Annotated in this window: 17 protein-coding genes and 1 tRNA gene; 8 read left to right on the forward strand and 10 right to left on the reverse strand. The window is 67.3% G+C overall.

Annotated features, from left to right (window positions below; all coding sequences use genetic code 11):
• Nucleotides 1-148: 148 nt before the first annotated feature.
• Genes BLU77_RS18575 through BLU77_RS18590 form a run of 4 tightly spaced genes read right to left on the reverse strand, consistent with a single transcriptional unit; the run spans nt 149 to nt 4,150 of the window.
• Nucleotides 149-1,456, reverse strand: a complete 1,308-nt coding sequence (locus tag BLU77_RS18575; RefSeq protein WP_089774589.1) for an ABC transporter substrate-binding protein — start codon at nt 1,454-1,456, stop codon at nt 149-151.
• Between the two features lie 21 nt (nt 1,457-1,477).
• Nucleotides 1,478-2,383 carry a carbohydrate ABC transporter permease gene (locus BLU77_RS18580; protein WP_089774591.1) on the reverse strand — a complete coding sequence of 302 codons (906 nt, stop codon included), beginning with the start codon at nt 2,381-2,383 and terminating at the stop codon, nt 1,478-1,480.
• A complete protein-coding gene (locus BLU77_RS18585; protein WP_089774593.1) occupies nt 2,380-3,288 on the reverse strand; it encodes a carbohydrate ABC transporter permease in 909 nt (302 codons plus the stop codon). Before BLU77_RS18585 ends, BLU77_RS18580 begins: the two co-directional genes overlap by 4 nt.
• On the reverse strand, nt 3,281-4,150 hold the full coding sequence (locus tag BLU77_RS18590; protein WP_245708939.1) for an IclR family transcriptional regulator: 870 nt from the start codon (nt 4,148-4,150) through the stop codon (nt 3,281-3,283). The genes BLU77_RS18585 and BLU77_RS18590 overlap by 8 nt, the downstream gene beginning before the upstream one ends.
• Nucleotides 4,151-4,162: 12 nt before the next feature.
• Between BLU77_RS18590 and BLU77_RS18595 the strand changes: the two genes are divergently transcribed.
• The 3 genes from BLU77_RS18595 to BLU77_RS18605 are packed head-to-tail and all read left to right on the forward strand — an operon-like array spanning nt 4,163 to nt 6,932.
• On the forward strand, nt 4,163-5,326 hold the full coding sequence (locus BLU77_RS18595; protein WP_245708940.1) for a mandelate racemase/muconate lactonizing enzyme family protein: 1,164 nt from the start codon (nt 4,163-4,165) through the stop codon (nt 5,324-5,326).
• A complete protein-coding gene (locus BLU77_RS18600) occupies nt 5,323-6,210 on the forward strand; it encodes a dihydrodipicolinate synthase family protein (protein WP_089774599.1) in 888 nt (295 codons plus the stop codon). Before BLU77_RS18595 ends, BLU77_RS18600 begins: the two co-directional genes overlap by 4 nt.
• The gene (locus BLU77_RS18605; RefSeq protein WP_089774601.1) at nt 6,210-6,932 is read left to right on the forward strand and encodes an SDR family oxidoreductase; all 723 of its coding nucleotides are present in this window, start codon (nt 6,210-6,212) and stop codon (nt 6,930-6,932) included. The genes BLU77_RS18600 and BLU77_RS18605 overlap by 1 nt, the downstream gene beginning before the upstream one ends.
• Nucleotides 6,933-6,937: 5 nt before the next feature.
• On the opposite strand, the gene BLU77_RS18610 is transcribed toward BLU77_RS18605, so the two are convergent.
• Entirely contained in the window at nt 6,938-7,741 is an 804-nt protein-coding gene (locus BLU77_RS18610) for an IclR family transcriptional regulator (RefSeq protein ID WP_089774603.1), read from the reverse strand.
• Nucleotides 7,742-8,024: 283 nt separating this feature from the next.
• Here BLU77_RS18610 and BLU77_RS18615 point away from each other — a divergent pair.
• Nucleotides 8,025-8,100: transfer RNA gene (locus BLU77_RS18615), tRNA-Ala, on the forward strand.
• A gap of 538 nt (nt 8,101-8,638) precedes the next feature.
• Here BLU77_RS18615 and BLU77_RS18620 read toward each other — a convergent pair.
• Together BLU77_RS18620 and BLU77_RS18625 are read right to left on the reverse strand one after the other, a co-directional pair.
• Nucleotides 8,639-9,094: an anthrone oxygenase family protein gene (locus BLU77_RS18620; RefSeq protein WP_089774605.1), complete on the reverse strand. Its 456-nt coding sequence runs from the start codon at nt 9,092-9,094 to the stop codon at nt 8,639-8,641.
• The gene (locus tag BLU77_RS18625) at nt 9,091-9,522 is read right to left on the reverse strand and encodes a nitroreductase/quinone reductase family protein (RefSeq protein ID WP_089774607.1); all 432 of its coding nucleotides are present in this window, start codon (nt 9,520-9,522) and stop codon (nt 9,091-9,093) included. The genes BLU77_RS18620 and BLU77_RS18625 overlap by 4 nt, the downstream gene beginning before the upstream one ends.
• 66 nt (nt 9,523-9,588) lie before the next feature.
• Between BLU77_RS18625 and BLU77_RS18630 the strand changes: the two genes are divergently transcribed.
• Nucleotides 9,589-10,155 carry a TetR/AcrR family transcriptional regulator gene (locus BLU77_RS18630; protein ID WP_089774609.1) on the forward strand — a complete coding sequence of 189 codons (567 nt, stop codon included), beginning with the start codon at nt 9,589-9,591 and terminating at the stop codon, nt 10,153-10,155.
• 15 nt (nt 10,156-10,170) lie between these two features.
• On the opposite strand, the gene BLU77_RS18635 is transcribed toward BLU77_RS18630, so the two are convergent.
• Together BLU77_RS18635 and BLU77_RS18640 are read right to left on the reverse strand one after the other, a co-directional pair.
• Nucleotides 10,171-11,271, reverse strand: coding sequence for a fatty acid desaturase family protein (locus tag BLU77_RS18635; RefSeq protein ID WP_089774611.1), 1,101 nt, complete (start codon nt 11,269-11,271; stop codon nt 10,171-10,173).
• 62 nt (nt 11,272-11,333) lie between these two features.
• Entirely contained in the window at nt 11,334-13,232 is a 1,899-nt protein-coding gene (locus tag BLU77_RS18640) for a sensor histidine kinase (RefSeq protein WP_175477212.1), read from the reverse strand.
• 126 nt (nt 13,233-13,358) lie between these two features.
• Between BLU77_RS18640 and BLU77_RS18645 the strand changes: the two genes are divergently transcribed.
• The gene (locus BLU77_RS18645; RefSeq protein WP_089774615.1) at nt 13,359-14,063 is read left to right on the forward strand and encodes a response regulator; all 705 of its coding nucleotides are present in this window, start codon (nt 13,359-13,361) and stop codon (nt 14,061-14,063) included.
• Nucleotides 14,064-14,067: 4 nt separating this feature from the next.
• Here BLU77_RS18645 and BLU77_RS18650 read toward each other — a convergent pair whose 3' ends face one another.
• Nucleotides 14,068-14,769 carry a GNAT family N-acetyltransferase gene (locus BLU77_RS18650; RefSeq protein ID WP_089774616.1) on the reverse strand — a complete coding sequence of 234 codons (702 nt, stop codon included), beginning with the start codon at nt 14,767-14,769 and terminating at the stop codon, nt 14,068-14,070.
• A 90-nt stretch (nt 14,770-14,859) separates the two neighbouring features.
• Between BLU77_RS18650 and BLU77_RS18655 the strand changes: the two genes are divergently transcribed.
• Nucleotides 14,860-15,552, forward strand: coding sequence for a DsbA family oxidoreductase (locus tag BLU77_RS18655; RefSeq protein WP_089774618.1), 693 nt, complete (start codon nt 14,860-14,862; stop codon nt 15,550-15,552).
• 9 nt (nt 15,553-15,561) lie between these two features.
• Nucleotides 15,562-16,281, forward strand: coding sequence for an MSMEG_4193 family putative phosphomutase (locus tag BLU77_RS18660; RefSeq protein WP_089774620.1), 720 nt, complete (start codon nt 15,562-15,564; stop codon nt 16,279-16,281).
• Nucleotides 16,282-16,285: the final 4 nt, after the last annotated feature.

Consider the following 16,285-nt stretch of genomic DNA (forward strand, 5'->3'; position numbering starts at 1 on the left):
AGGCGGCGTCCAGCTGACGTCGCCGGTCAGTGCTCCGGCTCGAAACGACAGCGTTCTCGAATGCCAGGCACGTACCGATCGTCGGGCTGGCCCGGCACGCTGACGAACTGCCCGGCCGAGACGCCCATGGTCCCGGCCGGGATTGCCGTCAGCGCTCCAGCAGCGGCTCGATCTCTGCTGCGGCCTCGTCCAGCGCCGCTTGCGGCTCCTTCGCATCCAGCATGACGTCGGCCACCGCCTGCCCGAGCAGCTCTCCCATCCGGGAGCCTTCGGGGTATGACTCGAAGAGCGGTCGTGCGTGCGCTGCGATCTCCCCTGCCCACTGGGTCGCCCATTCATCCTCGGTGAACTGTGAGTCCTCCAAGGCCTCCAGGAGAACTGGCGCCCGACCCGTGGCTTCGAATGCTCGGAGCACGATGTCGGGTTGTGTGGTCATCCACTCTGCGAAGTCTGTCGAGGCGGCGACGACGGCCTCGTCGCCGGCGAGGACGGCGTGTCCGCCACCGCCCCACTGCAGCGCCTGCGGCGGACGATCGACACCAGGCTTGGTGGGTCGGGGCACCGGCGTCATGGCCTCGAGGATGGTGTCGTCCGCCTCCTGGTCGCGGATCAGGTTCGGAGCGATATCGGCATCGTCGTAGAACGCCACTCGGCCTTGTGCGAACAGCGGCCTCGTGTCGAATCGCGTCATGTTGGGCGCGAGCAGTCCCTCGTCGTAGAGACTCTTGTACCAGGTGAGCGTCTCGACGCTGGGTGCGTCACCGAGGGTCAGCGTGCCGTCCTCGGTGATCACGTCACTGCCGAAGGTCCGCATCCATGCGGCGATGTCCTTGCCTTGCTCTGCGGCGGTCATCGCGGCGTAAGGGATCAGATCCGGGTCGAACTCCTTGAGCGCACGCAGCGCCGCTGTGAAGGCGTCGATGTCTGTCGGGAGGTCGGCGATACCCGCCTGCTGGAGCAGGTCGCGGTTACACACCATGCCGATGGCACCGGACGTCGTCGGGAAGGCGTACAGCGACCCGTCGTAGGTGACCGTGGCCAGGGCGCTCTCCTGGAAGATGCTCCGGTCGATCCGGTCGTCCAGGGGTTGGAGAGCGCCGAGCTCGGCCATTGGTGGTATCCATGCCTGACCGAGGGAGACCACCCCGACCAGGCTGCCGGAGCGGGCCTGCAGGATGTACTGGTTCAGGGCCTCGTTGAACGGGATTCCGTTCCCGTCGACGTGGACTCCTGACTCGGCCTCGTAGTCGGCCATGAGTTCTTCGTAGAACTCGCCAGAGGACTCGGCCAGTTCGTGGTTGTTGAACGTGATCTCGCTCGCCGCCGACCCGGACGGGTCGTCCGGGTCGGACGGGGAGCCGCCGGTGTCACAACCGGACAGCAGGATGGCACCTGGCCCGACGGTGAGGGCTCCGAGGGCGGAGGTCTTGAAGAGGTCGCGGCGGTTGAGTGACATGTGTGTGCTGCCTTCCTTGGATCAGCCTTTGACTGACCCGACGGTCAGTCCTTCGATGAAGTACCTCTGCAAGATCACAAAGGTGACGACGATGGGGGCGGAGGTGATGAGGGACGCGGCCATGAGCGCTGGCCACTCCGCCTGGAACTCGCCCATGAACTCGGTCACGAGCCCGGGTGGGAGGGTCCGCTTGTCCGGTCCGACGAGGGTGAGTGCGTAGATGAAGTCGTTCCAGCCCCGGATGAATGCGAACAGACCGGCGGCGATCATCCCCGGGATGGCGACTGGAAGAAGGATTCGGATGATCAGGGTGCGTTCGTTGGCGCCGTCGATGCGCGCGGCCTCGAGCATTTCGTCCGGGATGGTGTCGAAGTAGCCCTTGAGGACGAATGTGCACAACGGCAGCGTGAATGTCATGAAGGACAAGATCAGTGCCCAGTACGTGTCGAGCATCCCCATGGTGTCGAACATCAGATAGATGGTGATGAGCAGCAGGGCGTTCGGGAACATCTGCGACGTCCAGATCAGAACGGTGACGGACTTGGCCCCCCGGTACTCAAATTTGGACAGGGAGTATGCGGCGAGCGACGCCACCGCCACCGTTCCAACGGCAGTCGCCACCGAGACGAGGACGCTGTTGCCCAGGTAGACCAGCAGCTGTGGTGTCTGGAAGAAGGACTGATAGTGCTCGAGCGTCACGCTGGTCGGGAAGAACCGTGGCGGGAACTGGAACACCTCGTCGCGCGGAGTGATTGAGGTCAGCACCATCCAGTACACCGGGAACAGGGCGAAGAACACGGCTGCGATCAGCCCGATCCAGATGGCTACTCGGGCGGCAGGGGGGCCGCCGCGGCGTGGGCCGCGCGGTGCGCTGCCCTTGTCGTGGATGGCCGACTGGGTGGTCTTCTCGTGTGTGGTGGTGGTCATCGGTTGCTCCTGTCAAACCTGGCGACGAGATAGACGGGGATCGCAAGGAGTGCCATCCAGATGATTCCGATAGCCCCGGCTCGGCCCAGATCGAAGCTCTGGAACGCCGCGCTATAGAGCTCGACGGACAGGGTGCTCGTGGCGCCCGCCGGTCCGCCGCGGGTCAGGACCCAGATCATGTCGAAATGCTGGAAGTTCCAGAGCAGCTCTAGCAGCAGCACGGTGAGGATGATTCCGCGCAGTGCGGGCAGTGTGACGGTCCACAGCCGCCGGAACGCACCGCCGCCGTCGACAGAGATGGCCTCGAGCAGGTCCTTGGGGACCGCTTGTAGTCCGGCCAGCAGCATGACCATCACCCAGGGGAACGACTGCCAGGACTTGGCCACGATGATCAGCAGCATCGACAACGTCGGTGAGGTGAGGACGTTGATGTTGGAGTCGATCAGTCCGAGCATCCGAAGCGCACCGTTCATGACTCCGTAGTTCGGATTCACGATCCACAGCCACAAGAACGAGACGACCACTCCGGGCAGGATCCACGGGAAGAGCAGGATCCCGCGAAGGGCCTTCTGGCCACGAATGCCTTGATTCAGCAGGAGCGCCAGCCCGAAGGCAAGGAGGAACGGAAGGATCGTTGCACCGACGGAGAATACGATCGTGTTCCAGGCGAGCCGGGCGAAGTCTTCGGAGAGCACCGTGAGGACGTTCTCCAGACCCACGAAGCGGGAGCCTTGCCGCACGAGGGACCGTTCGAACAAGCCAACCCACAGCGAGGCGAGCAGCGGGTAGGCGAGGATGACGGCGTAGAGCAGCATGGCAGGGGAGATCAGGATGATGGCCGTCCCCGTTCGCCCGAGCCCCCGCCTGCGTTCGGGCGTGCCGACGTTGACCTGAGTGTTAGACATAATGACCACCCACGGCAGCAGTGCGACCGCTGCGGCTGACGTCGAAACCGAGTCCGATGCTGATCTGGTCTGCCGCCTCGATCACGTGCCGTGCGAGCTCGACCTCATGCTCGGTCAGGTTGATCGCTGAAAGTGGTCCGGAGACCGATATCGCGGCGACGACGCTTCCCGACTGGTCGTAGATCGGCGCTGCCACGCAGGCACGCCCCAGGGCGAGCTCTTCGGTTTCGGTGGCGTAGCCGTGCGTGAGGACGTGATCGATGGTTCCGTCGAGCTCCTCGTGCGTGACCACCGTGTGGGCGGTGTAGGGAATCAGCGTCGGCATCAAGGTTCGGCGGTCAGTGGGGGACAGGCCGACAAGCAGGCACTTGCCTAAACCGGTGGCGTGCAGCGGGTTGTGGCGCCCGGTCAGGGCGTAGGTCTTGGGCGCCCGGGGGCCCTCGAAGCTGCACAGGTAGAACAAGGCGTCGTCGTGGCGAGTTGCGACGTTTGCCGCCAGTCCGAGTGCTGCCACCAGGTTCTGTGCTGGCTGACGCGCTGCCCGGTGAACGGGATGCTGGTTGAGCGCGGCTCCGCCAAGCGTGATCAATGCAGGTCCGAGGCGATACAGCGAGCTCACACGATCACGCTCGACGAAGGACATCGATTCGAGCGTGGAGAGAAGGCGGGACGTCGTCGACTGACCGAGTCCGGTCTGATCGGCGACGTCGGAGACGCGCATCGAAGGGCCGTCAAGGAACGTTGACAGCACCGCTGCCGCACGCTCCACGCTCTGGTTGGTGCCGGTTTCCGCACCCATCTCACTCCTCTGGAAGGCAAAAGCAATATGTGGAATAGTTACGCTTATGTTGGATGCTGTCAACCATAGAGCGGAATGAGCATGCACGTTCGTCAGGTAGAGACCTTCGTTCTGAAGATCGACGGTGGTGTGGGGTATCAGGGCGTCGTGGGTCAGGAGCGGCCCGATGGCTACCACGTGCGGCCGCCGTGGCGCAGCCTGTACTCGTCCAGGTTCGAGTCACTGCTCGTACGGGTGACCGCAGAGGACGGCACAGTCGGATGGGGTGAGGCGCTCGCCCCCGTCGCGCCAGAGGTGCCTCGAGCAGTAGTCGATCTGCTGCTCGCCCCCGTTCTCGTCGGCTTGGACGCGACGATGCCCCGTCGGTCCTGGTGCACCCTGCGGGATCTGATGCGCGAGCGTGGCCATCTTGTGGGGCATCAGGCCGATGCGCTCGCGGCAGTGGACATCGCGCTGTGGGACCTTGCCGGCCGGCTCGCGGGACGCAGCATCCCGGAGATCGCCGGCGGAGCGTTCCGGGACGAGGTCCCGACCTATGTGTCGGGTCTGCCCGGCGTCGATGATGCTCACCGTGCCGACCTGGCGCGCGAGTGGATCGATCGTGGCGCGAACGCGATCAAGCTCCATCTCGGTCACGGAGTGGATTCCGACCTTGCGACGTTCGACGCCGTCCGCGCCGCTGTCCCCGACGTTCGGCTCGCCGTCGATGCCCATTGGGTATACCCGTTCCACGACGCGCTCCGCCTGGCGGACGGTCTCGCCGAGCGCGACGGATGGTTCCTGGAGGCGCCGCTGATGCCCGAGGATCTCGCGGCGCATGCAGAACTGGGGCGTCGGAGCCGAGTGCCGATCGCCGTCGGTGAGGCGATGCGCAACCGGTATGAGTTCCAACAGTGGTTTGACGCAGGTGCGATAGGAATAGCTCAGCCCGACATCGGCCGCACCGGGATGACGGAGGGACTGGTGATCGCTGAGCTGGCGGCCGCACGCCACCTGCCTGTTGCGCCTCATCACTCCTCCGGGCTCGGTCTCGCGCTCGCGGCGGGTCTGTGCATGGCCGCCGCAGCCGAGACGACGTCGGTCTTCGAGTACCAGGTCGCCTCCACCGAGATCGGATCGCGGATCCTGCGGAACCCGATCGAGGTCAGATCGAATGCGTTCACACCTCCACATGGACCAGGTCTCGGAGTCGACGTGGACGAGGAAGCGGTCCGTCGACTGGCGGAGGTGGCGGGATGATCGCCGGTCTCGTCCCGATCCTCGCCACCCCGTTCCACCCGGACGGCTCGCTCGACCTGCCCGGTCTACGGCGGCTGACGGAGTTTCAACTGCGCAGCGGCGTCGATGGTGTGGCCGTGTTCGGGATGGCGAGCGAGGGATTCGCGCTCCGCGCGGCCGAGCGGCAGGAGATCCTCAGTGCCGTCCTTGACGTCGTCGCCGGTGAGGTGCCGGTCGTCGCGGGCATCGCAGAGACGTCCTTCGAGGTTGCCGAGGAGCAGGCGCAGGAGTTCGAGGGAGTACAAGCCCTCATGGTGCTGCCACCATTCCTGGTGCGACCCACCGCCCAGCAGCTCGTGGAGTTCTACGGGCGGCTCGGTGCGGTGGCCACTGCGCCGATCATGGTGCAGGACTCGGCTGTGACCGGCGTGACCATGCCGCCTTCGCTCATCGAGGAGTTGAGCGGGCTAGACGGCGTGACCTCGGTCAAGGTGGAGGTGCCGCCCACCGCAGCGAAGGTCGGAGCGGTTCGAACTGCGATCGACGACCTGGACTTCGCCGTCCTGGGGGGCCAGAATGCCCAGTTCTGCCTCGACGAATACGCTGCAGGCGCCGTCGGCACCATGCCCGCGTGTGAGTTCTCCGATGTGCTGGCTCCGATCTTGGCGCAGTGGGTCGCGGGGGACCGGGTCGGTGCCCGTCAGGGTCTGGCACGATTGCTCCCGTTGATCGTCCACGGCCTGCAGCCCGGCTTGGCATGGGCGGTTCACAAGGAGGTGCTGGTGCGACGCGGCCTGATCGACGATGCGACGGTCCGCGCGCCCTCGCGTGAGCTGGACGCCGTGACTCGGCGAAACCTCGACGGCGTGCTACAGGTCCTCGATCTGCCACCGGTGGAGCCGTGATGGGCGGCCGTGGAGTTCTCCTGGTCGGGGCCTCGTCCGAGATCGGTCGGGCGATCGCGCAGGCATTCGCCGAGTCAGGCGATCGTGTCGTCGGTGTCTCGGCCGAGGAGTCGTCGGCGAGTTCGCTCACCGCGCACCTCGTGGCCGACTGCACACAACCTCAGCTCGCAGCCGATGTGGTGGCCGCGGCGCGTGACACGCTCGGGCGCCTCGACGTGATCGTGCCGGCCGCTGCGGTGATGCCGATGGCGCGGTTGACAGCGACAACCGACGAGCAGTGGCGCCAGGGCATCGGTGCCACACTCGACTCGTTCTTCTATATCGCCCGCGCGGCGGTGCCGCTGCTCGGCCGAGACGCGGCGATCGTCGCAGTCAGCTCGGTCAATGCCAGCCGCATGGTGCCGGGCAGATCTGTGTATTCGGCGGCGAAGGGAGGGGTCGAGGCACTCGTACGCCAGTTGGCTGTGGAACATGGACCAGCAGGCATACGGGTGAACGCCGTGGCACCCGGCGCGGTCGCTACGGATGCCGCCGAGGATGCCGAGGGCTACCCACTACGGCGGGTGGGGCATCCGCACGAGGTGGCGGACGCCGTCGTGTATCTGGCTTCGGAACGTGCGAGCTTCATCACCGGGGTGGTGCTCCCGGTGGATGGTGGACTGTCGGTGTCCTCGCCGGCGGCCTGGCTGCGGGACGATCTCCGGGCGGGCTGGGTGGACTGAACCTCTCAGGCCGGTCGCGGAGCAGCCGGGTGGTACCCCAGGGCGGTGGAGATGTGGTCGGCACACTCGATCACCGTGAGGGAGAGTGTCTGCTCCTCGTTCGTCAGGTCCATGACCGAGAGTGGGCCCGAGACCGACAGTGCAGCGACGATGGCGCCAGAACGGTCTCGGATCGGCGCAGCCAGGCATGCCCGCCCGAACGCCAGCTCCTCGACCTCGGTCGCATAGCCACGGAGACGGACCTCGCGGACGGCGTCGGCAAGCGCCTCGACACCCGTCACCGTGTGCGGGGTGAAGGCGTGCAGGGTGTCGCCGAGAAGGCCCTGGAGCTGCTCACGGGACATGTCGCAGACGAGAGACTTGCCGAGCCCGGTCGCGTGCAACGGACCGCTCCGGCCGAGCAAGGTGAAGTTGCGGGGAGCGCGAGGCCCCTCGAAATGAGCGAGATAGAAGTACTCGTCACCGTGGCGTTCGGCGATGTTCACGCCAAGACCCAGCCGATGGGCCAAGTTCTGAGCGGCTTGGCGCGCCTGGTGCAGCACGGGCGACTGGTTCAAGGCGACACCGGCGAGTGTGACGAGCTTCGGGCCGAGCCGGTACAGTCCGCTCCGCGGGTCCTGGACGAGATAGCCCAGCCCTTCCAGAGCGCTGACCAGGCGCGACGCGGTGGATTGCCCGAGGCCGGCCATCGCCCCGAGCTCGGATATCCGGAACTCCGGACGCTCGTCACTGAAGGCGCTGAGTAGGGAGAGGGCGCGTTCGACACTCTGGGTCCCGGTCACTGCCGTGGACGCCGCCGTACGTGTCATGGGTCCTCGATCCTCGTATCCGGTGCAACGGGTTCGCGCCGAGCCATCATACGAAACTTGCATGCACATCATGGCAGCAATGGCAATTCTCCTGGCGGAGTTCGGGTAGCGGCGTGACCGGTGGCCGGCCGTCGTGGCGCCGATACCCATCGTCCGTGACGGCAGGCCTCACGCCGTGATGTGCCGAGGGCAGTGGCTCCTAACCGTGACAGGAGTCACCGCGGCTGGGGCGCCGGCAGGGAAGATCGCACGGGCTCAGAAGTGCTATCCTGGATCCCGCCCTGGGGCTATGGCGCAGTTGGTAGCGCGTCTCGTTCGCAATGAGAAGGTCGGGGGTTCGAATCCCCCTAGCTCCACCATCAGGATTCGGCCTGGTTACTGGCAGAGGTCAGCGACCGGGCCGAATTGCTGCCGAACTCGGGTGTCCGTTGGTGGGCATGTGGAGGCCTTCTCGGGCGACCGGCCAGGCGGCCCTAGGGGCCACGGCTGTGGCGCTCGCGTCTCACTAGGCGCCTGTGTGTCGGCCATCGCGGTCTGAGAGACCGGCTCGCGAAGGAGGTCGGGCGTGAGGACGTCGACCTCGCGACCAAGGATTGCCTCTCGAGATGTCGCTCTTTGGAGTATGCGCCAGACGTCGATCTGATCGTGCCGGGAATCCGGAAGATCACAGAAGGGGCGACGTGTGAGGCTCATGGACCGCAGCTCGGGGATTCCCACCTCGGAGGAGTGCCTCAGTGATCTAACCGCGGGGGTGCTCGGTGACGTTGCGCCTTCCTCGAGGAGTGCGCGGAGCCGCTGTCGATCACGGCCCCGACGAACCAGATCGCGGGCGTACTCGCTCGCAGATCCGTACTGAACGTGGTCGAGGTGTTCGTCGATGAACGCCCGCAGGGCGGTTCACCACCACGCGACCAGTACGACCACGACCGCGAACGAGGCCAGGAAGGCCCAGGAACGCACGCCCTGGAACAACTCCCAACGGGCTCGCATCGCCCGCCAGGTATCGGAGTCGCCATCCGATTTCCATCGGGCGGTCACGGCGTTGATCCGCACATTGACCAGGATCGTGGTGACCAGTCCGAAGGCCCAGAGCGCGACAGCGGCCGCCTCGCCGAGCCAGGGGCCGGGTCGCACCGAGACCCACGCGACGACGAGCAGCAGCGAGCCCGTCATCGCGAACGGCATGAACCGGCCGAAGGTGCGGACCAGCCCCTGCTCGACCGCGATGTGCTGCTCGATCGGGAGGCGGCGCAGCACGGGGTGCACGAAGGCGTAGGAGCCGAACTCGGCGCAGGCCGTGAAGCCGGCGACCAGGAGAGTGGCTGCGGTGAGACCTTGCTCGAACCCTGTCATGCCGCGACCTCGATCCGGATCACTCGGCGACCGGAGTCGAGCGCTTCCGCAATCGCCATCGCGGGCACCTGCCCACCCACGCGCTCCAGTCCCGCAGCCTTTGCATATCCCGGGATGGTCGAAAGTCGCGCCAGGTGCGCCCGCGCTGCGTGACCATCATCGATCACCGAGGCCGTTCCGGATACCTCCCGGCCGCGCAGTCGCAGCCCCACCCCGGGGTTGCTCGCCACATTGCGCCACCACGGCGAATCGGTAGACATCAGCACCGCGGACCCATCGCGCACGTAGGCGACCGGGGTCCGGAACCGGCGGCCCGACCTCCGGCCGGTGAACTCGAGGATGAGGTAGCGGCCGCTGAGCACGCGATGGAGCAAGGGGAGGTGCAGCAGCAGGCTCGGAACCAGGTTGACCACTTTCATCACAGACATCACACGCTCCTGATGTTGCCATTGTCTACATGCGTCTTTGCGCACTCTAGGAGTACGATGTAGACGATGTCAACATCTACGTATCACCACGGCGACCTGAAGAACGCGCTGTTGCGTGCCGCGGAGCGGATGATCGACGCCGATGCGGCTCGACGGTTCAGCCTGCGCGAGCTCGCGCGCGAGGCCGGAGTCAGTCACGCGGCCCCGTACCGTCACTTCTCCGACCGGGACCACCTCGTCGCAGAGCTGGCCGCCCTGTGGATGGCCGACTTCGTCGACCATCAGGAGGCCTCGGCCGCGGGTGTTGACGCCCGAGCCAACCTGCTCGCGGCTGGCGTCGCCTACGTCACCTGGGCGGCGAACTATCCGTCGCGGTTCGTGGTGGTGTTCGACCCGGCCGTCAACAGAGGCCCCGGGCCGACCGGACTGGGCGTCCACGCGGGGCGGCACATCGCCCTCCTGGATCACCTGGTCGGGGACGCGATCACTGCCGGGGTCCTCACCGGGCCACCCGAGGTGACCGGGCGCCGCCTGTGGGCGACCGCCCACGGTCTGGCCGGGCTGGTCAGCCTGGGTCATCTTCCGCTCGAGGTCACGCGGGAGATCCTCGACCGCACCCTGGACGCGGGCTGACCGCGTGTTCCCAGCTTAGAACGGCCGAAAGCGCGCCGTCAGCGGGCACTCGAACGGGTCCGCCTCGCCCAGACCGACGCGGTTGAGGTACCGGATGACGATGCCGTAGGACTCGAACAAGCCGGTCTCGGTGTAGGGGATGTTCTTCTCGGCGCAGTACTCACGCACCATCGGCCGCACCAGCGGGAGGTTCACGCTGGGCATCCGCGGGAACAGGTGGTGCTCGATCTGGTGGTTCAGCCCGCCCATCGCCCAGAAGATCGGCCGACCCCCGCCGATGTTGCGGGAGGTGAGCACCTGCCGGCGCAGGAAGTCGATCGTGTCGCGCTCGGCGAGCAGTGGCATTCCCTTGTGGTTCGGCGCGAAGCTGGCACCCATGTACACGCCGAAGACCATCAGCTGGACGGCGAGGAACGCCAGTCCGAGCCAGGGTCCCAGCGTGACGATGACCAGAGCCGGGAATCCGAGCAGGCGGATGGCCAGGAACAGCGCCTCGATCCGGCGGGCACTCATCTCCCGGTCCTCGGCGATCGTGCGCACGGCGCTGACGTGCAGGTTGAGGCCCTCCAGCGTCAGCATCGGGAAGAACAGCCACCCCTGCCGTCGGGTGATCCACCCGATCACCCCGGTACGTTCGGGCACGTCCTGCGGGTCGAAGACCAGCGCGCCGGTGGCGATGTCGCCGTCCTTGCCGATGGTGTTGGGCCGGGCGTGGTGCTTGCCGTGTTTGCGAGCCCACCAGCCGTGGCTGAGCCCGACCACGAGATTGGCGATGACCCGCGAGAGCCACTCGTTGCGGTTGGAGGAATTGAACACCTGCTGGTGCGCCGCATCGTGGCCGAAGAACGCCGCCTGGGTGAGCAGCACACCGAACAGTCCGGCCACTGCGAGCTGCCACGGGCTCTGCCCCAGCGTGAGCAGTAACGCAACGGCGCCTGCGAAGGCAGAAGCCAGCACGATCGCCCGCAGCACGTACCAGCCCGGCCGGCGTTGCATCAGACCAGCGGCCTTCACACGGCGGGACAGTTCCAGGAAGTCCTTGGTGGGGTTCGGTCGCGGCGCCCGGCGTGCGGGAGCCGACCCCGATGTGGGACCGGGTGCGGTGATCGTCGTCATGCTGGAGACGCTAGGAACCTGACCGGCCTCTGCGCGTCACCCGCAGGAGCCAACCTCAGCCCCTACTCAGGTAGGGGGTCTGAAGAAGCAGTACGGCCGCCGTCGAGCGGGATGCACGCGTACAGCCTGAAGCCACCCTCGGGCTGGGGGCCTGCCTCGACCGTGCCGCCCACCGTGCTGAGGCGCTCGCGGACGCCCGCCAGACCCAGGCCTGAGCCAGAGGCGTGCTCCGCGTCGGAGGCCGGCGCCGAGTTCAGCACCTCCACGCTCACGGCGTCGGTCTCGGTCGCTACCGTGACCTCCACGGTGGAACCGGGGGAGTGCCGCAGTGCGTTGCTCAGTCCCTCCTGAACCACCCGGTAGGCCGTCAGCCCGACCGCCGGGGAGACCTCGGCGTCCGGTCCGGAGTAGCTGATCTGGGCACCTGAGGCACGGGTGGCCTCGATGAGGTCCGGGATGTCGGCCACCGTGGGCACCGGCGCGGTCGGCACCTCGCCGGTGCGGAGCAGCGCCAGCAGGGCCCGCATCTCGTTCAGTGCCTGACGGGAGGACTGCGCGATGTCGTCGAACTCCTGCTGGATCTCCGGTGCGATACCGGGTTTGCGGTACCGCGCCGTCGTGGACTGGACATTGATGACCGACATGCTGTGCGCGACCACGTCATGCAACTCTCGCGCGATCCGATTCCGTTCTTCCAGGTCACGACGCCGCTGCAGCTCCTCGGCACTCACGCGTTCGGCCTGCTCCGCCCGGCCGAGGTTCTGCAGCCACGTACGCCCGAGGATCGCCAGCAGCCCCAGGCCAGCACTGACCGACGTGAGCACAATGGCATTGGCCAGTGCGCCGTCGGGAATATGCCTGGCGATCACCAGGAACGCCCCGGCGGTCAGCATGGTCCCTGCGGACCAGATTGCTGCAGCCCAGAGCCAGTGGTGGCGCAGGGCAAGCACCACGATCATCAGGCTGTAGGCGATCAGACTGGTCACCGGCCACGGCCACGGACCCTCGGCGGAGAAGAATGCCCCGGTGAGGTCTGAGGAGGCGAGCACCGTGCCCAGGGCCGAGAGCAGCATGAGAGCAGCGGCGCCACCGGCCCAGCGCACCGCGAGCACCAGAGCGACGCTCTGCGTGAGCGCCAGGACCATCGCGATCGCCGGATGAATGTTGTGCACAGTGGCGAGCATCGGCCAGCCGACCGCGAGCAGGATCGCGGCGGCGAAACCCGTGCTGACCCATGCCCACCCGGTGGTGTTCATCGACATACCGGACGATGACGGCCGGGTCTCGGTGGGGACGTCCGTGCCCTCCCGCGCGGCAGACCCGCCCAACAGGGCGTGGGTGATCCGCGCGTCTGCCTCGGCAAGGCCACGGACCACCCACGGCAGGCCGATCAGGGCACCCACGCCGATCGCCAGGTTGACCGCAGAGTCGAGGACATACATCCCGAGTGCCGTCTGTGGGGCGAGGCTCGGAGCGATCAGTCCCAGCAGCAACGGCCACCCACTGCCTGCGCTCGGTTCCCCGGGGATGAAGAGTTTCCAGAACCACGAGGTCAGGCCCCCCAGCGCCAGGCCCAGCCAGACCACGGAGACCACGAAGAGGATCAGCCGTAGCGGGAAGGCGATGATGGCTTCGAACGCCAGATCCAGCCAGCGGCGATGGTCGGTCATCACCCGCATGAGCCCGGTGACGCTCTTCGTGGTGGGCTTGTAGTGCGGTCGCGCGACCTGCAGGCCCCAGGACCGCAGTCGGCTGCGGGAGAGATCGGCCATGCTGGTGGCGAGCAGCAACGTCAGGGGCATCAGCAGGGCACCCAACCAGATGACGAAGGTACCGATCGATGCAGCGCTCAGCGGCACCAACAGGGCGAAACTCACCACAGCCAACGGCAGCCCGGGCAGGACGTAGCGGAAGTCGTGGCCGAGCCGGGCGAGCCGTCTGGGTGGTGCCTGCGCGTTCATTCCCGGCACGCTATGGTCACCCCGTCTCACGTCGCGTCCCTCCTGAGAGCCAATCCGCCCCCTACTTGCGAGGGATATCCGCCTCGGTCGCCGCAACCAGGCGCATGCACCGATAGTTTGGGACCCATGGTCCCTCATTCCACCCCCGGCCCGTCGGCGGACGAGCGGCCGGAGATCCGGGTGGCGATCGTCGACGATCAGTCGATGATCCGCGCAGGATTCGCCGCCCTGCTCGACGCCCAGCAGGGCATCGCCGTGGTGGGCACCGCCGAGGACGGGCTCGGCATCACCGATCTGATGCGCCGCACCCAGCCCGACGTGGTGCTGATGGACATCCGTATGCCGAAGGTCAGTGGGCTTGACGCCACCCGTGCCATCGGCGCCATGCCGGGCACGCCGCCGCGCGTGATCATTCTGACCACCTTCGACGCGGATGAGTACATCTTCTCGGCCATGCGCGCCGGTGCCAGTGGATTCCTGCTCAAGGACTCCCCGCCCGACGAGCTGATCCATGCCGTGCGGGTGGTGGCCGCGGGGGAGGCGCTGCTGTCACCGAGCGTGACCCGCTCGCTGATCGCCGACTACGCTGCCCGGCCGCACCGCCCCTCCGGGCCGGGCCCAGAGCTAAGCGATCTCACCGAACGCGAGCTCGAGGTGATGGGCGCCGTGGCCCGCGGCTACTCCAACGCGGAGATCGCGAACGAGCTCTTCGTCTCCGAACAGACGGTCAAGACCCACGTCAGCCGCATCTTGAGCAAGCTGGGACTGCGCGACCGCACCCAGATGGTCATCACCGCCTACGAGTCCGGACTGGTCCGCCCGGAACGATGACGTCCTACGCACGGGTGCGCAGCGGGGAGAGCTGCCGGCCGTCGTCGTCGAAATTGCTCGGCTCGAGCCACGCCTCGAACCCCGCACGCACACCCGGCCACTCGCCGTCGGTGAGGGAGAACCAAGCCGTGTCCCGGCTGCGCCCCTTCACAATGACGGCTTGCCGGAATGTGCCCTCGTCGGTGAAACCGAGGCGGGCTGCGGCCCTGCGTGAGGGGGCGTTGAGACTGTCGCACTTCCACTCGCAACGGCGGTACCCGAGCTGGTCGAAGACGTACCGCATCAGGAGGTAGTGCGCCTCGGTGGACGCCCGCGTGCGCTGCAACGCACGGGAGAAGGTCACCCATCCCACCTCGATCACGCCGTTGTCGGGGTCCTGGCGCATCAGCGCCAGCGTGCCCAGGGCGCGCCCTGTCGTGTTGTTCACGACGGCGTAGTGCCGGGGGTCCGTGCTGCTCGCCACTCCCTGTGCCCAGTCGTGATACTCCTCCCTAACGGTGAACGGGCCGACGCCGAGGTACGTCCAGTCCCGAGCATCGGGGGCGGCGGCGTACGCGTCGTACAGATCGTCGGCGTGCCGGGCAGGGTCGAGGCGCTCCAGTGTGGAGTACCGGCCGCGGAGAGTCTCGGCCGCCGGGCGTTGCGCCGGACTCCAGTCCCGGACCACGTCGCCGACGGGCTGGCCGAATTCGTTCACCTCGGTCACGCTGCTCCTCTCATGCCTGCCCTCACGCGCGCGCGTGAGGGCTGACAGATCATGTCAGAGTGGCGTCATGACTCGAGGAAGGCGGGGCAGATGAGCGCGGGAGAGGCCGATGTCGAGCGGGAGGTGCTCACGGTTGACGTGTGGAGCGACGTCATGTGCCCGTTCTGCTCCATGGGTGATGCGCTGCTCACGCAGGCGCTGGAGCAGTTCGGCCACCCGGTGCAGGTGCGGTATCGCAGCTTCCTCCTCATGCCCGACCTGACCAGCGATGTCCCGGTGCCCGTCGACGAGCTGCTCTCGAGCAAGCACGGCATCCCCCGCGAGCAGGCGGCCGCGATGAACGAGCAGGTGGCGGCCCGGGGGCAGGAGCTCGGACTCGACTACCGCTTTGACCGGGCGGCGGCGGTCACCACCCGGAAGGCGCACGAACTCAGCCATCATGCCGCCGGCCACGGCAGGCAGCGCGAGATGATCCAGCGCCTGTTCCGGGCCTACTTCACCGACGGGCTCAACATCGCCGACCCGCAGGTGCTCGGTGACCTCGCCGCGGAGACCGGGCTGGACCGGGAGGCCGCGCTCGCCGCACTGGCCAGCGGCGAGCATGCCGATGCCGTCGAGGAGGACCGGCGGCAGGCGGAGGAGATCGGCGTCACCGGGGTGCCATTCTTCGTTTTTGCCGGCCGGTACGCCGTCTCGGGTGCCCAGCCGCTGGAGGTCTTCGTGCAGGCGCTGCAGACGAGCTGGGACGAGACCCGCACCGCCGGCGCACAGGCGGGGTCCTAGGCTGCACCCATGGCCACCGTCATCCTCGTCCGGCACGGTCGTTCGACCGCCAACGTCGACGGCGTCCTCGCCGGTCGCACGCCAGGTGTGCTTCTCGACGACCTCGGCCGGGAGCAGGCCGAGCGCACGGCGCAGCGACTCGCCGTAGTTCCCTTGGTGGAGGTGGTCTCCAGTCCGATCGAGCGGTGCGTGCAGACCGCCCGGACTCTCCTGAAGCAGCAGGACGATCTCGAGCTGCGGCTGGATGAAGCCGTCACCGAGTGCGACTACGGACGGTGGCAGGGTCTGTCGCTGGGCGACCTCGTCAAGGAGCCGCTGTGGCCGGTGGTCCAGGGCCAGCCCTCTGCCGTCGTCTTCCCCGGGGGTGAGTCGCTGGCGGCGATGCAGGCCCGCGCGGTGGGCGCTATCCGGCGCCGCGATGCTGAGATCGAGACGAAGCACGGCGCAGGTGCGGTCTGGGCCGTGGTCAGCCACGGTGACATCATCAAGTCCGTCCTCGCCGATGCGCTGGGCATGCACCTGGACCTCTTCCAACGACTCAACGTCGGCCCGGCGTCCATCTCCGTGGTCCGCTACGGCGCCTCCCGGCCAGACGTGGTCTCGACCAACACCGAGTTCGGAGATCTCACGTGGCTACGGGCCGGCGGGCCGGTCGCCGACGCGCCGGTCGGGGGCGGGGCCGGACATGAACGGGCGGGTGTCGATGACGGGGGAGACGCCGGCTCGTAGACTG

The organism is Ruania alba, from assembly GCF_900105765.1.
Taxonomy (GTDB): Bacteria; Actinomycetota; Actinomycetes; order Actinomycetales; family Beutenbergiaceae; genus Ruania; species Ruania alba.